The following is a 15,537-nucleotide window of genomic DNA, read 5'->3' on the forward strand; positions in this document are numbered from 1 at the left end:
GCCCTAAGCGTCCGAAGCGGTGGGTAAACTAAAAACTTCAACTAAACTAGGAGGCAAGCCTATGAAAAAGGTAAGGAAAGCGATTATTCCCGCTGCTGGATTAGGTACACGGTTTCTCCCTGCAACGAAAGCGATGCCAAAAGAAATGCTGCCGATTCTCGACAAGCCGACCATTCAATACATCGTGGAAGAAGCGGTCGCTTCCGGAATCGAAGACATCATCATCGTCACCGGGAAAGACAAACGTGCGATTGAAGATCATTTTGATTCTGCCCATTTGCTTGAATCCCGTCTTGCAGAATCCGAAAAGTTTGAGTTGTTGAATGCAGTTCAGTTATCGAGTAAAGTGGATATTCATTATATTCGCCAAAAATCTCCACTCGGTCTGGGCCATGCGGTATGGACGGCGCGGAAATTCATCGGTGATGAGCCGTTTGCTGTTTTGCTGGGCGACGATATCATTCAATCGGAAGTGCCAGGCCTCGAGCAGTTGATGGGCCAATACGATAAAACACAATCATCCATCATCGGTGTCATGGAAGTGCCGGAAGAAGAAACCTATAGATATGGCATCATGGATCCATCTACAAAAGATGGCCGGCTTTATAAAGCCAATAAATTCGTTGAAAAGCCAAGAGCGGGGACAGCTCCCTCAAATTTGGCGATTATCGGCCGTTACATCTTCACGCCGGAAATCTTCGGGTTTTTGGATAATATGAAAGTCGGTGCCAATGGAGAAATCCAATTGACCGATGCCATTGAAGAGTTGAATGCTGTGCAAAGCGTTTACGGGTATGCTTTCGAAGGAAAACGTTACGATGTAGGCGAAAAACGTGGATTTGTGGAGACAACTTTGGATTTTGCCTTGGCGCGTCCGGAGCTCCGTGAAGACTTGTTGGATTTTATGAGATTAAAATTAGAAGAATACAAGTAAAGTTCGAAAGGAAGGCCTGTCTTTGAAAATTTTGCTCGTATCGAATATGTACCCTTCAGAGCAATTTCCAAGCTTCGGTGTTTTTGTGAAAAACACCGAAGCCATTTTAACAGCTGAAGGTTTCACTGTAGATAAAGCTGTCGTTGAGAAAACAGTCAGCAAGTCCAAAAAATTATCTGCTTATATGGGCCATTATGCCAATGTGGTCCGGAAAGGCATGATGGGCAAGTATGATGCCATCTATGTGCACTATGCTGCCCATAATGCGTTTCCACTCCTGCTCCTGAAAAAACTGAAGCCTTCTGTCCGGATTGTCACCAATGTCCATGGCAGTGACGTGGTTCCCGAAGTGGCATCCCAGGAAAAGTTCCAGCCCTATGTCAAAAAGCTATTGCAGCAATCCACTTTGATCATCACTCCTTCAAATTATTATAAACAGCTTGTCCATGAAAAATACGGCGTCACGACACCGATTGAAATCTTTCCTTCAGGTGGTGTGAACTCGTCTGTATTTTATCCGAATCCCGAGGAGCGGGAACTTCAGCTGGAACAATTAGGCTTGAATTCCGATATGCGCTATTTTGGGTATGTTGGACGGATGGACGTCGGCAAAGGGTGGGATCATCTATTAAAAGGCTTTTCCGCTTTTCTTGAACGAAATCCCGCCGAAAAAGACAAAACGCATTTAATCATGGTCGGCTCTGGAAAAGACGATGCCGCATTTTTTAAAATGAAGTCCGATCTTGGACTCGATGACGTTGTCCATCACTTTCCATTAATGAAACATCAAGACTTAGCGGCCATCTACAACATCATTGAACTTTTCATATTCCCGACCACCCGAAAAGGCGAAAGCCTTGGATTGGTGGGTCTTGAAGCAATGGCTTGCGGAACACCGATTTTGGCGAGCCGCATCGGCGGCATCTTGGATTATGTCCAAGATGGCACCAATAGTTGGTTGTTTGAAGCCGGTGAATGGGAAGATTTGGTTAAGCAGTTGGAACTGTATAACCGATTAACAATGGAAGAAAAGCAACAAATCGCTGAAGCTGCCTATGAAACTGCACAAAATTATGATCAGGGAAAGATTCAATCGAAGCTTTCTGCTATATTTCATGAACTTGAGCTAATTAAATGAAAGAGGATTTTACTATGGACTCTAAAAAAATTCTAATACTTTTCATCGCCTTTATTGCGATTCAGCCGATCATTGATGTCTTGACGACGGCTTCCATCTTCATGGTGGAAACCAGTTTGACGGTGGGTGTCCTTTTACGGACAGCTTATATGGCATTGGCACTGGTATTTTTGCTATGGATGGCGAGAACCAGCAAAAACAGTCGGCTTTTCACTGTTTACTTGATCGGTTTGGCATTGCTGATCGGCATCAATATCGTCAGCAATCTGCAGATCAAAGATCCGTACTATCTGTTCCAGGAGCTTAAGTTCTTCAATAAGGCGATCTATTTCCATATTGTGTTGTTTGGTTTCCTGGTGGTTTATCGCCAGCTGAAAGACAAAAACTACAATATTGCCAGCCAAACAACAAAATACTTATGGATATCGGGTTTATTCATCGGAATTATCTTTATCATTGCCCAGTTGACGGGAACAAGCCTTTCCAATTACTCGCATACGAAAGTCGGTTTTACAGGATGGTTTTATGCCGGTAACGAAGTCGGGGCAATTATGGCGATTGTTTTGCCGATTATGGCTCTCTATGCCATTGAAAAAACCGATTCCTGGAAAAAATCCTGGTCATGGATTCCGTTCATCCTGCTGTCGATCGGCATGCTCGCACTTGGTACGAAGGTCGGCTATGGCGGAATCATCATCGTTCTATTATCGGTAGTATTCGGCAGTTTGATCATGCTGCTGATGAAGAAACGGTCAGCAACGATCAAAATCAATTTGCTGATTTCCACCTTCCTGACCGTCGTCTTGATTGCGATTACACCTGTAACTCCAGTATTCGGCAATATGTTTGCCCACATCGATTCGCTTGGCATCAACTTTGGGGATGCCGTCGAACGTCCTGGAGATGAAGTATTAGTCGAAGGGGACGAAGGCTTCGAGGAGCAGCAGCAAGAAGAAGAAGATTCCGGAATCACAAGTGCGCAAGTGCAGAACCTGGTGTTCAGCTCTCGCGAAACCTATGCGCAGTTCATGAAAGAGGACTTCCAGAACTCGCCGATCCTTCAGCAATTATTCGGAATGGGCTTTGCGGGGAATTATGAAATTCCCGAACCTGGCAAGTCACCGACGATGATCGAAATGGACTTTCACGATTGGTTCTATTCGTTCGGATGGATCACTTTCATTTACATGATGATTCCATTTGTTTGGTTCACCGGTAAATTCCTGATTCACTTTGTCGTCAATATCAAAACCCATTTTACGTACTTCTATATTTTATATGGCGTTGCTTTCCTTTTAGGGATTGGAATTGCCTATACCGCAGGCCACGTCTTGACAGCTCCAGCCGTTTCCATCTATGTGGCAGCTATCCTCGCGATGCTGACGGTAAACGAAGATCTGCTTAAATCGAAATAAAATAGAATCCAGTAAATCTAGCCCCGAAAGACAGCGTTGCAATTCTGCTGCCTTTCGGGGTTTTTTTTCTGTTTGGGAAGATTAAGGCCACGTATATTCTGAAAAATGGGGAGGGGAATAATCAGTTGAATCGGCTATTACTGGAGAAGAAAATCTGGAGTGCAGGAAGCAAATTCAGTGTTCAGAGATAGGGGACTAAAGACTAAGGGTGTTTTAAAGACTATTTATTTAAACAAATAAAGAAAAAGTAGTATAAGTAAATTGACATGATTTTACTGGCTTAAAAGGCCAATATTTTTGGTTAAAAATATTAATAAAATAAAAAAATGATATTCTTGCTAATGGTTGAAGAAAATAAATTACTATAAAATGTAAAAAAACTTCATTTACCGTGAAATAGGATAAAAAAGGAAATAAAATATAGGGATAATATACCATAAGTTGTTCGAAAAAATCAGAAATCGGTATTAAATGTAATTCTTCTGCATTATTTTTGTAAGTATTAGTAAATTTTTTGATATATTATTACATTAGTGGTTGATTTAACGTAATTCTTTGGTAAACTAAGTAAGAGTTTAGTTATCTGATAAAATCTTTCGTTCGACCTATAACAAGTGGGACTCTAGTATCGTTCATAAGACGTACTTAATCTACAGAAGGTGGAAACGATTAGGGAGAAGCGGGTAACTGAATTGAGTTATATGACTCAATATATTTATAGCACCACCAAACCAAGGAGGAATTATATTAATGGCTTACCAACCAAAAAATTACAAAAAATTTGTAGCAACTGCAGCAACGGCTACTTTAGTAGCATCAGCAATCGCTCCAGCGGCATTCGCAGACCAAGCTTCAACTTCAGCATTCACTGATGTGGGTGATCGTTATACAGAAGCGGTTGACTATGTAGTATCTAATAACATTTCAAACGGTCTTACTGCAACTAAATTCGGTGTTGGCGAATCAATCACTCGTGGCGATGCAGCAATCATGATCGCTAAAGCTACTGGCTTGATGAACGAAAAAGCTCCAAACTCAGGATTCTCTGACGTTCCTTCTCGTGGTGCTGTTGCAGTCAACTCTCTTAAAGCAGCAGGAGTTCTTAGTGGCGTTTCAGATACTAAATTCGGCTGGGATCAGTCAATCACTCGTGGCCAGGCAGCATTCATGCTTGCACAGGCTTATGATTTGGAAGCTGGCGATGCATCAAAACTTAAATTCACTGATGTTGGTGCAAAACACCGTTTCGCAACTCAAGTTGCATCATTAGTTGAAAACAAAATCACTGAAGGCGTAACTCCAACTAGCTTTGGAATCGAATCTTCAATCAAGCGTGGAGATTTCGCAATCTTCCTTCATAGATTGTCTGAATTGGAAAAAGCACCAACTACACTAGGGGTTACTTCTGTAACAGCACTTAACGCTAAAGAGTTGCAAGTTAAGTTCAATACTGCAATTGATAGTGTTGATGCTAAAGAATTAAGTAAGTATACACTTGAAGGAGAAGAGTTCGAGGCTGTTGTAATTTCAGAAGATGGTAGAACTGTAACCTTAACTTCTAAAACTGAGTTAAAAGTAAATAACGCTAAACTAACTGTAGAACCTATTAAAACTAAGGCTGATGGAACTGTATTAACAGAAGTATTCACAACACTATTTTCTTTTGAAGACACAGCAGCTCCACAAGTTACATCTGTAGATGCTAAGGGGACTACATCTGTTATTAAGTTTAACGAATCAGTTGAAAGCTTCGGAACAGTTAGCTTAAATGGTGCTGTCATTGCTGAAAATGCTGGTTACACTGTGAGTGCAGATCGCAAAACTCTAACTGTAACAGGATTAGTAGCAAATCAATCTTATAAAGTAGATGTAGTAGGGGCAGTTGACTATGCTAAAAACATGGCTAACCCAATCGCGCTTAACTTCACAGTTGCTCCTCCAGTTGTAGACAATTCAAAACCAGCTGTATCGACTTCTGTTACTGACACTAAGATCACTTTTGATTTCTCTGAAGAGTTAGTTCTCCAGGATTTAAATGCTGACTCAAGTCAAGGTGAATATGCAAAAGTAACTGTTGGTTCGACAACTTACTATCTAACAGCAGCTGATATGGACTCTAATGACAACACTAAGTTCACTATAGATGCAATTTCGGCTTTAGGAAATAATACTTTCATTAATACAAAAGTAAAAGTAGAAGGTCATAAAGATCTTGCAAATAACGCAGGAGATGCATTCGAATTTTCTACAACTTTGAAGAAGGATACAACTCCGCCGAGTCTAGTATCTGCATCTGCTAAATTACTAGTAGCTGACGATACTAAAGTAACTACTGATGTTGATGCAGTATATTTAACATTCAGTGAACCTGTTAAAGTTAATGGAAACTTCAAATTGACTGCTAAAAACGGGATTGTTTATACTGATGCTGCTCCGATTGTTATAAACGATGCTTCTGCAGCAGGAGTTGATGTTAATGGAAATGGTAAGATTGAAGGGTCTGAATTAAATACAGTCAAAGTAAATGTTGACTTAGATGCTAATTCTTCTTATACTTTTGAACTAGCTGCTAAAGCAGTAACAGATGTTCATAACAATGTAATATCGAATGCTTTGAATGTAAACGTAGCGACATCAACTTTCACAGCTCCAACACCAGAAAGCAAAGCTTCATTAACTCTTGAAGCTCTCAATCCAGTTGTGGTTGACCAGACTAACAACAATGTGTTCACTATTGACTACGCAGCTGATGTTACTTCATCTGCTACAGTGGCATCTAACTATACCCTTGGTGGAAAAGCTCTACCTGCTGGGACATTGGTGCAGTTTGTAAATGGTACAGATAAAGTACGCTTTACTTTGCCAGAAGGTTCTATTACTGCTAATGGAAGCTACGTTCTTGAAGTGAATAACGTAGTGGACACTGCTGGAAACACTTTGAAAGATGGTAAAGCAAGTGTGCTAGTACCATTAAAAGAAAGCGTTGCTCCAACAGCTACAAAAGTTAATATCTCAAACAGCAAAAACTTCACTGTTGATTTCTCTGAAGTTCTTAAAGACCAAGTAGCTCCAACAGGAGTAACAGTAAAAGTTAATGGAAATGTAGTTACTACATCTGCACTAACAGTTACAAATGGTGACTTAGCAGTTACTACTACTGAAGATTATGCTTTAACTGATAAAGTCACTGTTGAATTTAAATCAACAAACTTAGTTGATGCAAACGGAAATTTTGTGAAAAACGCAACTATTTCTAACTAATCTTTACTAAGTAGTGTTTACTTTTACACTCTTGATAAAAGTACAAAGTAATTTTGAATACCTTCACGAGAGTATTTGAACTGAACCCCAAATGGTAGACACTTTAAAAAAGTGCTTCCATTTGGGGGTTTTTCTGTTTTTAGACCTCGGTATACTGAACATATCTACTGGAACGGGAGAGTTTGTGATGAGTAAAATCATCTTTAACGAACATCAACGCCGAGTTTTGGAGGCGAATCCGAATGTCAAAACGGTCACTGATCGAATGATTCAATACACACCCGAATTTAAGGTGAAAGCAGTCAAAGAAAACCTGCAAGGAAAAGGCCAGCTCAAATTTTTGGCGAAAATGGATTCGACCTGCTGGAAATTGGCTTGGACAAACTGAAAGAGACATTAAAACGTTGGCAGAAAACGTTTCAGATATATGGGGAAGAGGTTTTTTTGAAGAGCACCGAGGCAAGAGCAGTACCGGTCGTCCCCCCTTCGAAAGATCTCTCGGTGGAGAAAAAGCTCGAAGATCTTTAGAGGCGGGCGAAGAAACGCATCTGACTCCAGCAGGAAAATTCGAAGCGTTCAATGCAGTGGTCCGGAAATTCCAACTGATAGTGGGGGTGCCAGGCACCCGCGCAATTCTTATACAATTCATTAACGTTAATTGCGCCCCGTATAGCTTTCTCAAAGAACGCGTGGTAGTAGCTCTCTGTAACTTCGATTTCCTCTTTAAAGATAAAAAGGATATAGGATTTATTTTCCAAATATATAGGATTAAAATAAAAATACTGCTATAATATGGAAGCTACTAATAATTGGATGATGTGCAATTAGATGCCTGACTTATTAATAGCGTTAACATATTGTTGCAATAGGGAAAATTAATGAGAGGGGGACTCAAAGTGAAGAAACTTAGTTATGCACTATTGTCATTAATGGTGGCTCTTAGCTTTACGTTCAGTGCAGCACCATTACCGGCAGATGCTGCGGCAACTAAAGCGAAGACATACGCTAACTGTAAAGAAATCAACAAAGTTTATGCAGGTGGTATTGCCCGCTCTTCAAAGGTAAAAAACAAAGGCGGGAAAACAAAGTACAAGCCATTTGTTTCTCAAGCATTGTATGATGCCAATAAAAAAAGTGACCGTGATAAAGATCTGATTGCTTGCGAACGATAAGTTCAATGTAATACCTTAACTGGAAAGGAAGCTTCGTCGAGAGAAATCTCTGCGGGGCTTTTTTGCCTGAAAAGCTGAAACGATATAGAAGGGAATTGTGCGGGTGCCAGGCACCCGCACAATTCCCACACAATTCAAAACCCCCATGAACCGGCGATCCGGTTCATGGGGGTTTGTGTTTTTGTTTACTTTTGTTTCCCGAACAACTTCTCCAGCGAATACTGTTCTCCGAAGAGCAGATCGTATTGGATCAGTTCGTATTCACGCTTAGTTGGTTCGACTTTGTCCGGTGTAACTTTGTAGAGTTCGCCGTTTGCATCGATTTTCACGTCGTTCGTGTAGCCAGGCATTTCGGCTTGGAAGTTTTCCAGCACGGAATGGTACAAAGGCTGTTCGATTCCTGCCAGGTCAAAGACGGTCGGTGCCAGGAACGAAGGGCTGATGGTTCCGAGATCCGGAACTTCAGTGCCGTAGTTATTCCAGATGGCCAGTGGCGTAGCATGCATTTTCAACTGATCCTCGAGGCTCCAGTTGATGTCTCCGGCTCCGCGCGGCACGTATTCAGCCTGCTTATAGAATTTATAATCGTTGCCGAGGCCCGGCAAATGGTCTCCAAAAAAGACGACGATGGTGGGTTCATCGGATGTTTCGTAGTAATCGATGAGGCTCTTGAACGCTGCGTCGGCATCCGCGATTCCCTGTGTGTAGGACCGCAACAATAAGTTGAAGACCGGATCCACTCCGGGCGGCGTTTGCGTTTCGACACTGAATTCAGGGTATTTATCAACATTATAGCTGGTATGGTTCTGCATGGTGATGGCATAGATGAACGTCGGATCTTCATTCGCTTCCGTCTGTTCGATGATCGTATCAGTCACTTGCTGGTCCGAAACATAGGGCCCTTTATAAGCCGGGTCGGTGAATCCGTCGATATCGATGAACTTTTCGAATCCGACATGCTGATAGACTTCTTCTCTGTTCCAGAACCATTTCGGATATGGGTGGATCGCAGTGGTCTGATATCCCTGATCCGCCAAATAATTAGGCATTGCTGGAATTTCATTTTTTATATACTGCTGGTACGGCACAGAACCGGGTGGCAGGAACATATTGGTGAAGCCGGTCAATGCCTCGAATTCCACATTGCTGGTACCTCCGCCGAAAGTAGGTGCCAAAATCTGGCCGTTCTGCTGTTCTCTAACGGTCGGCATCGGGTCTTCGTTATACGATGTGCCTTCTACAGAAGTCGGATCCCAGAAAGATTCACTCATGATGAAGATGATATTCGGATCTTTTGGCGCAGTCGAGTTGGATTGCGGTTCGACTCTATTCAACCCATCAACGATATCCAGAATGTTTTCTTCATTATAGCCACTTGGCTGCAGCACGATGGCGCTTTGCATATTCAATAGGAACGTCAGCAGGAAGCCGTTGGTTTTGTAATTACGGCTCTGGTCAAAAACTAAATTGGTGACTCCCGCATCTTCCAAAGTCGATTCCACATCCGGGATCGACCGGTAAAAGATGAAGATGCTCAAATACGCAGCACCCGCAACGACGAAGAACAGACGCACCCATGGGTTCAAGCGGATCCAGCGCTTCGGCTTCTTGATGAATAAAAAAGCGGAAAAGGCAGAAAGGACCGCAATGATCAATCCGAAAATGACAATGACTTGCGTTAAATTGACGGTTTCATACAGGTTCGGCAATAAATTCAGCACATTATTATAAAGCATCAAATCCCAAGGATATAAAAATTCCCCTAAAAAGCTGAATTTATAAAAGCTGAAAACCGCCAATAGCACTACAATCGCGTTGGTGAGGATAAAACTGATAAAATAGCGGTTGAAAATCCCTAAAAAGACAATGAACAAACTCAAGGCAATCATGTAATTGAAGAAAAAAGCCTCTTTGTTTTCCCCGCGCCAGACAGCACGTTCCGAATAGCTTCCATTTAAATATGTTTCAATTCCATTTATAAGCAAAAAGAAGTAAAACATGGTGGCTAGCATAACCAAAACAGGTTTGTAGCTCCATTTGACTTTCATTAAAAATCACCTCAAAAAGATTTATCACATCAGGCGCATCGATCGCCAGAAAGAGACGGAAAATGTGGACTACCCTTAAGTATAGAGGAAGCATGAGATGCAAGCAAATGCAGATATTTGGAAATTAAACAGACGTCTTAAACTATAGGCACCTCTTCACGCCAAACCAGAGCACATGGACGTCCCTATTTCTACCTGAACTTTAGGAACGGCTACATGAACTAGTTAACCCTCTACATGCATTTCCTCCACTTCTGCTTCTAACCAAGTTCAAGCCTTTGATTGGAAGCTATTCGCGCCGCGAACAGCTTGGCATAAGGAGCGATACTTTCTAACGAGGCATGGCTCACACCCAGCGTTGAAGCTTTTACCCACTGAGCACATAATTTCGTCTCACCTTTTCTCGGAATTCATGTAAGAACACAGAAACTTCATGTAGAAGTGCAAGCCGGTCAGGTAGCATCCGAACTTTCTCCTGTAGAAACTTGAAAGGGTGAGGTAGAGACACCAGCTCTTCCTTTAGAACCCAAAAATCCACATGTAGCCACGTCACCACCCCAAGCGAAGGCGCGTGCACCACCGCTGCCGAACGATTCCAGAACCACACGCTAACTTCCCACCACATCCAACAAGTTCGTTGCGTATCTTCCCAACACCCAAGCGCCGGCGCGTCCCCGGAGTGGGGGAAGCAATAAGACGGGCAGCGTACTCCAGCTGCCTGGCTTATTGTGGGAACCCACTCCAGAGCGTCTGAAGCGACTTATAGAACCATTTAAAAACTATTCCCGTAATCTCACACTCAGCGAAAACTCATCCAACTAAAACCTAAAAAAAGGAAAAAAGAAGAGCCCACCAAAACCCGAAATACCTAAATAATTCGAAGAAAACTAACAAATAAGATAGCTTTGGAACCATAGACTTTTGATAGCTGAACTGGAAAAATGAAGTTGACTCAATTATTTGATTATTTAGACAAGGATTTCAGAAAGAGGAGGAAAATACATGAAGAAAGTATTAGCAATACTCGCAATTTTACTATTAACCATCAGCAGTCTGGGTGGTTTCAACAGCCCAGAGGTACAGGCCGCGCCTGATCCAGAAGTGAAATTGGCGAAAACCCTGTTGAAGCCGGAATCGCCGAAAGAGAAAGTCCGTGTCATCATCGAGCTGTTGGAAGAGCCGACGATTGAAACGGCGAGCAAACAAGGCGTTCTCTATAAAGAATTGCCCGATAGCCAGAAAGAACGCATCGAAAAGGCAGCGATAGCCAAGCAGGAAACCGCTCAGACGGCGATTGCCGATATCGCGCCGAATATCGATTACCTGCAAACCTTTACAGCCGTCTTTAATGGCTTCTCAGCGGAAGTCGAGGCAGGACAGGTAGCGAAAATCGCTGAGTTGCCGAACGTCAAGGCAGTCTATGAAGCGACGGAATACAAACGTCCCGAAGTGGAACCGACGATGAAATATTCCAAAGAGCTGGTCCAGGCGCAGCAGGCTTGGAGTGACTACGGCTTTAAAGGGGAAGGCATGATTGTCGGCGTCATCGATACGGGCATCGACCCGGGCCACCAGGACATGGTGCTGACGAATAACACAACAGCTGCGCTGACGCAGGCAGAAGTCGAAGCGTTCGTCGCCGACAGCTCGATCGAAAAAGGCGAGTATTTTACGCCGAAAGTGCCATTCGGCTATAACTACATGGATGCCAATACGGAAATCCGGGACATCGCCCCAGGCGCGTCGATGCACGGCATGCACGTCGCAGGAACCGTCGGCGCCAATGGCAATGAAGAAAATGGCGGCATCAAAGGTGTTGCCCCCGAAACGCAGTTGCTGGCACTGAAAGTATTCGGCAACGATGCTTATTATGCGTCGACTTTCGGGGATATCTACATCAAGGCGATCGACGACTCCATTAAACTGGGGGCGGACGTCATCAATATGTCGCTCGGCGCAACAGCCGGGTTTGTGGATACGTCAAGTCCTGAACAGCAAGCCGTAGAACGTGCAACGAATAACGGTATTTTAGTCGCCATTTCAGCGGGGAATTCAGACTTGCGTGGTTCCGGTTTCCTGGCACCGTTTGCGGAAAACCAGGATTACGGTCTGATCGGTTCGCCTGGACTGGCAATTGATTCACTCGGTGTGGCCTCGTTTGAAAACAGCATGATCACCACGGACAGTTTCGTCTATCAGGTAAACGGCGCCCAGGCAGGACGCGCACTTTACCTGTTGGCGAATGATGTGGAGCCGGAAAGTCTGCCTGCCGATTCTTATGAAGTGGTGGAAGTCGGACTCGGACTGCCGGCGGATTTTGAAGGAAAAGATGTCAACGGCAAATTCGCTTTGATTGCACGCGGTGAGATTCCATTCACTGAAAAAGCCTTTGCGGCAGAAGCGGCGGGAGCGGCGGGTGTGATCATCTACAACAACACCACCGGACCGATCAATATGGAATCCGATCCGTTCATCACCATTCCGTTCCTGTCGACGCTTCAGGCGGACGGACTGGCGATGAAAGCGGCACTCGATGCAGGAAGCCAGGTGACGGTCGTCTTTGACGGAGAGAAGCTGGAGACGCCGAATCCGAATGCCGGCAAGATGAGCGACTTCACCTCTTGGGGACCGACGCCGAACCTGGACTTCAAGCCGGAAATCACGGCACCGGGCGGCAATATCTTCTCGACATTAAACGGCAATGACTATGGGTTGATGAGCGGAACGTCGATGGCGGCACCGCATGTGGCAGGCGGTACGGCTTTGGTGTTCCAGCGGATCGAAGAACTTGGCCTAGAGGGCCGGGATCGCGTGGAATTTGCGAAAAACCTGATGATGAACACGGCCAACCCGGTTGAATTGGTGGCGGGCCAATATGTTTCGCCGCGTCGACAAGGGGCAGGCCTGATGCAATTGCATGACGCGCTGTCGACAGATGTTATGCTGACGGATCAGAACAGCGGCGATGCCAAAGTAACCTTGAAGGAAATCGACAATTACCAGATGACCATGACGCTGACGGCTGAGAACTTCTCAGATGCGGCCGCGACCTACGCGGTGGGCGTCAACGTCCAAACCGACTACATCACCAAGGATCCGAACCGGAAGATCGACATCACTGATCCGAATCGCGCCGGATCCAATGTCGTGACGGATCTCGTCAACATCACCGCACCCGACACAGTGACAGTGCCGGCGAATGGGACGGCGGATATCCAAGTGACGATTGATGCTTCCACTTTGCAGGGACGTCCGGAATTTGCGGCATTCACCAACGGCTATTTCATTGACGGGTTTATTACCTTGACCGACAGCAATGAAGAAGTGACTGGCAACACGCCGCTTGCCGTGCCGTATTTCGGCTTTAACGGCGAATGGGACGATGCACCGATTTTTGATGATGTGGCATGGGATCCCGGCACGGTTTTCGCTTCGACATTCCTGACCGATGATTTCGGAATGATCATCAACGGCGGCAACCACCAGCAAGGCTTTGTTCCGGAGCGCTTTGCCTTTTCACCGAACGGCGATGGTGCACGGGAATCGATTATTCCAGTGTTTTCGCTGCTGCGGAACGCCAAGCAGCTGGAAGTGAACGTGCTGGATGCAGCGGGCAAAAAATTGCGGACCTTACAGACCGCAGAAAATCTGGTGAAGAATTTCTCTACCCAGTTCTCCTATTATTACAATCCGCTGAATGAGTGGAACGGGGAAGTGCTCGGCAAAATGGTCGAAGACGGCCAGTACCAGATTCAGATGCGCGCGGTCATTGATTATCCCGATGCTGAGTGGCAGTCACTGACTATGCCGATTCTAGTCGATACGGTATCACCGACGGCAAACGCTGCCTTAAATGCGGAAACCCAGACCGTAACGGTGACGAATTTCGAAGATAACACAGGAGGCGGCGGTGCAGACCGCTGGGAAGTATTCCTCAACAATGTGGAGCTGACCGAGAATCAGGAGACTTTTGAAGACGAGTCGCTGGCGCCGAGCACCACCAGCTATGTCGTGCCTGTCGACATTAAAGACGGCGACGTGCTGAAAGCGGTATTCCACGATACGGCCGGCAATAAAACCGAAGTTCCGTTGACCGGTGCAGTAGAAGACACGGAAAAACCAGCTGTTTCCATCATCGCACCCGGGCTTTTTGAAGTATTGAGCACGAAGCGGGTGGATGTATTCGGTACGGTAGAAGACAAATCACGCATCGTCTCTGTAACGGTCAATGGCGAAAAAGCGGATCGCTTTGACGGCGTCTTCTTCCAGCATAGGCTGACATTGGAAGACGGGCGTAACGACATTTTCGCCAAAGCCATTGACGAAGCCGGCAATGAACTCGAAGTGCGCAGCCAAGTGCTGATCGACACCCAACCGGCTGTCCTTGAACTGCTGAATGTGCCGGAGACGGTGGAAGCCGGCCAGGATAGCGCCGAAGTGACGTTCAATGTCACAGACAATATGGACGCCATCAAAGTCTACCTGACCGACAGTGAAGTCTACAGCAACGACATGAGTGAGCCATACGGGGAAGGTAACTTCAACGAAGACATCACCATCACAGTCCCTGTCGGCAATCCAGGCGAAAACGAATTCACCTTGAAAGTCGTTGACGCGGCCGGACATATTACAGAAGAAAGCTTTGTCATCACAAAAGAACAGTAAAGCATGGTGAAAAGCCGGGAGCGGGCGCTCCCGGCTTTTTTTGTTGTGTGGGAATTGTGTGAGAATTGTTTGCGTGCCTGGCACCCAAACAATTCAAAAAAATATTTTGGAGCTGAATAGACAGGCTGCTCAAGAGCTTTCAAGATGAAAAATCATTTTTGGGCTTCTACTCTCCAGCAAATGTAAGTTATTCACTTTTTGAGACAATTGACGGAACTCCACCTTCTTTCTACGATAGAAAGAAAGTTCTTAGAAGAAGAGAGTGAGCAGGATGGGGAGAAGCCGGCGCATCTGGAATCCGGATGCCTATGAACATGTGGTGATGAGGGGGAATAACCGGCAGCCGATTTTTCAGGAGGAATCGGATATGGATGCTTTTATGAGGGTGTTGGCGTATGCCCATGAAAAATATCCATTCACGATTCTGGCTTATTGCTTGATGACCAATCATTACCATTTATTGATTCGGTCCCCTGAAGTGCCATTAGGGAAATTGATGGCCCTCATCAACAAGCGCTATAGTGATTACGCTAAAAAGAAATACCACTACAGTGGTTATTTCTACGAAAGCCGGTATTATGCCGGCAAAGCGATTACCCACAAAAGCATCCTCGCAGTCAGCCGCTATATCCACCGAAACCCGATCAACACCCTGAATCCGATGGTGGCGGAAATGAAAGAGTATCCGCACAGCTCTTACCGTTTCTATGCAAATGCTTCCTGTCCGCCTTATGAATTTCTCGACTTGAGTTATATGCCGACGATCTTGCCAAGACCCTATTCCAAGTGTGTAGCGGGGTATCTGATGTACTGCGAAGAGCCGGATCATCCAGAAATCGAGTCCCTCAGAGTGAATTGAGCGAGAATTGTGCGGGTGCCAGGCACGAAACAAGAAAAAATTTGC

10 protein-coding genes are annotated in these 15,537 nt (G+C 44.9%); 9 read left to right on the forward strand and 1 reads right to left on the reverse strand.

The genetic code is table 11. The features are described 5' to 3' along the window. Positions 1-61 precede the first annotated feature (61 nt). From galU to ACRC6Q_RS04380, 7 genes are all read left to right on the forward strand, one after another. Positions 62-934, forward strand: a complete 873-nt coding sequence (gene galU / locus ACRC6Q_RS04350) for a UTP--glucose-1-phosphate uridylyltransferase GalU (RefSeq protein WP_223634735.1) — start codon at positions 62-64, stop codon at positions 932-934. A 22-nt stretch (positions 935-956) separates the two neighbouring features. Beyond that, positions 957-2,072, forward strand: a complete 1,116-nt coding sequence (locus ACRC6Q_RS04355; protein WP_431465878.1) for a glycosyltransferase family 4 protein — start codon at positions 957-959, stop codon at positions 2,070-2,072. Between the two features lie 14 nt (positions 2,073-2,086). After that, positions 2,087-3,487 carry an O-antigen ligase family protein gene (locus tag ACRC6Q_RS04360; RefSeq protein WP_223634730.1) on the forward strand — a complete coding sequence of 467 codons (1,401 nt, stop codon included), beginning with the start codon at positions 2,087-2,089 and terminating at the stop codon, positions 3,485-3,487. A 750-nt stretch (positions 3,488-4,237) separates the two neighbouring features. Further along, positions 4,238-6,748, forward strand: coding sequence for an S-layer homology domain-containing protein (locus ACRC6Q_RS04365; RefSeq protein WP_431465879.1), 2,511 nt, complete (start codon positions 4,238-4,240; stop codon positions 6,746-6,748). Positions 6,749-6,935: 187 nt separating this feature from the next. Next, positions 6,936-7,136, forward strand: a complete 201-nt coding sequence (locus ACRC6Q_RS04370) for a hypothetical protein (RefSeq protein ID WP_431465880.1) — start codon at positions 6,936-6,938, stop codon at positions 7,134-7,136. 16 nt (positions 7,137-7,152) lie between these two features. Next, a complete protein-coding gene (locus ACRC6Q_RS04375; protein ID WP_431465881.1) occupies positions 7,153-7,539 on the forward strand; it encodes a hypothetical protein in 387 nt (128 codons plus the stop codon). Positions 7,540-7,644: 105 nt separating this feature from the next. Next, complete coding sequence (locus tag ACRC6Q_RS04380; protein ID WP_223634725.1) at positions 7,645-7,920, forward strand: excalibur calcium-binding domain-containing protein; 276 nt, start codon at positions 7,645-7,647, stop codon at positions 7,918-7,920. A 185-nt stretch (positions 7,921-8,105) separates the two neighbouring features. On the opposite strand, the gene ACRC6Q_RS04385 is transcribed toward ACRC6Q_RS04380, so the two are convergent. Further along, positions 8,106-9,968, reverse strand: coding sequence for an LTA synthase family protein (locus ACRC6Q_RS04385; RefSeq protein ID WP_431465882.1), 1,863 nt, complete (start codon positions 9,966-9,968; stop codon positions 8,106-8,108). A gap of 1,002 nt (positions 9,969-10,970) precedes the next feature. Between ACRC6Q_RS04385 and ACRC6Q_RS04390 the strand changes: the two genes are divergently transcribed. Then, positions 10,971-14,633 carry a S8 family serine peptidase gene (locus ACRC6Q_RS04390; protein ID WP_431465883.1) on the forward strand — a complete coding sequence of 1,221 codons (3,663 nt, stop codon included), beginning with the start codon at positions 10,971-10,973 and terminating at the stop codon, positions 14,631-14,633. A gap of 271 nt (positions 14,634-14,904) precedes the next feature. Continuing rightward, positions 14,905-15,492: a transposase gene (locus tag ACRC6Q_RS04395; RefSeq protein WP_431465884.1), complete on the forward strand. Its 588-nt coding sequence runs from the start codon at positions 14,905-14,907 to the stop codon at positions 15,490-15,492. Positions 15,493-15,537: the final 45 nt, after the last annotated feature.

The sequence above is a fragment of the Planococcus sp. SE5232 genome (assembly GCF_050686535.1).
Classification (GTDB): domain Bacteria; phylum Bacillota; class Bacilli; order Bacillales_A; family Planococcaceae; genus Planococcus.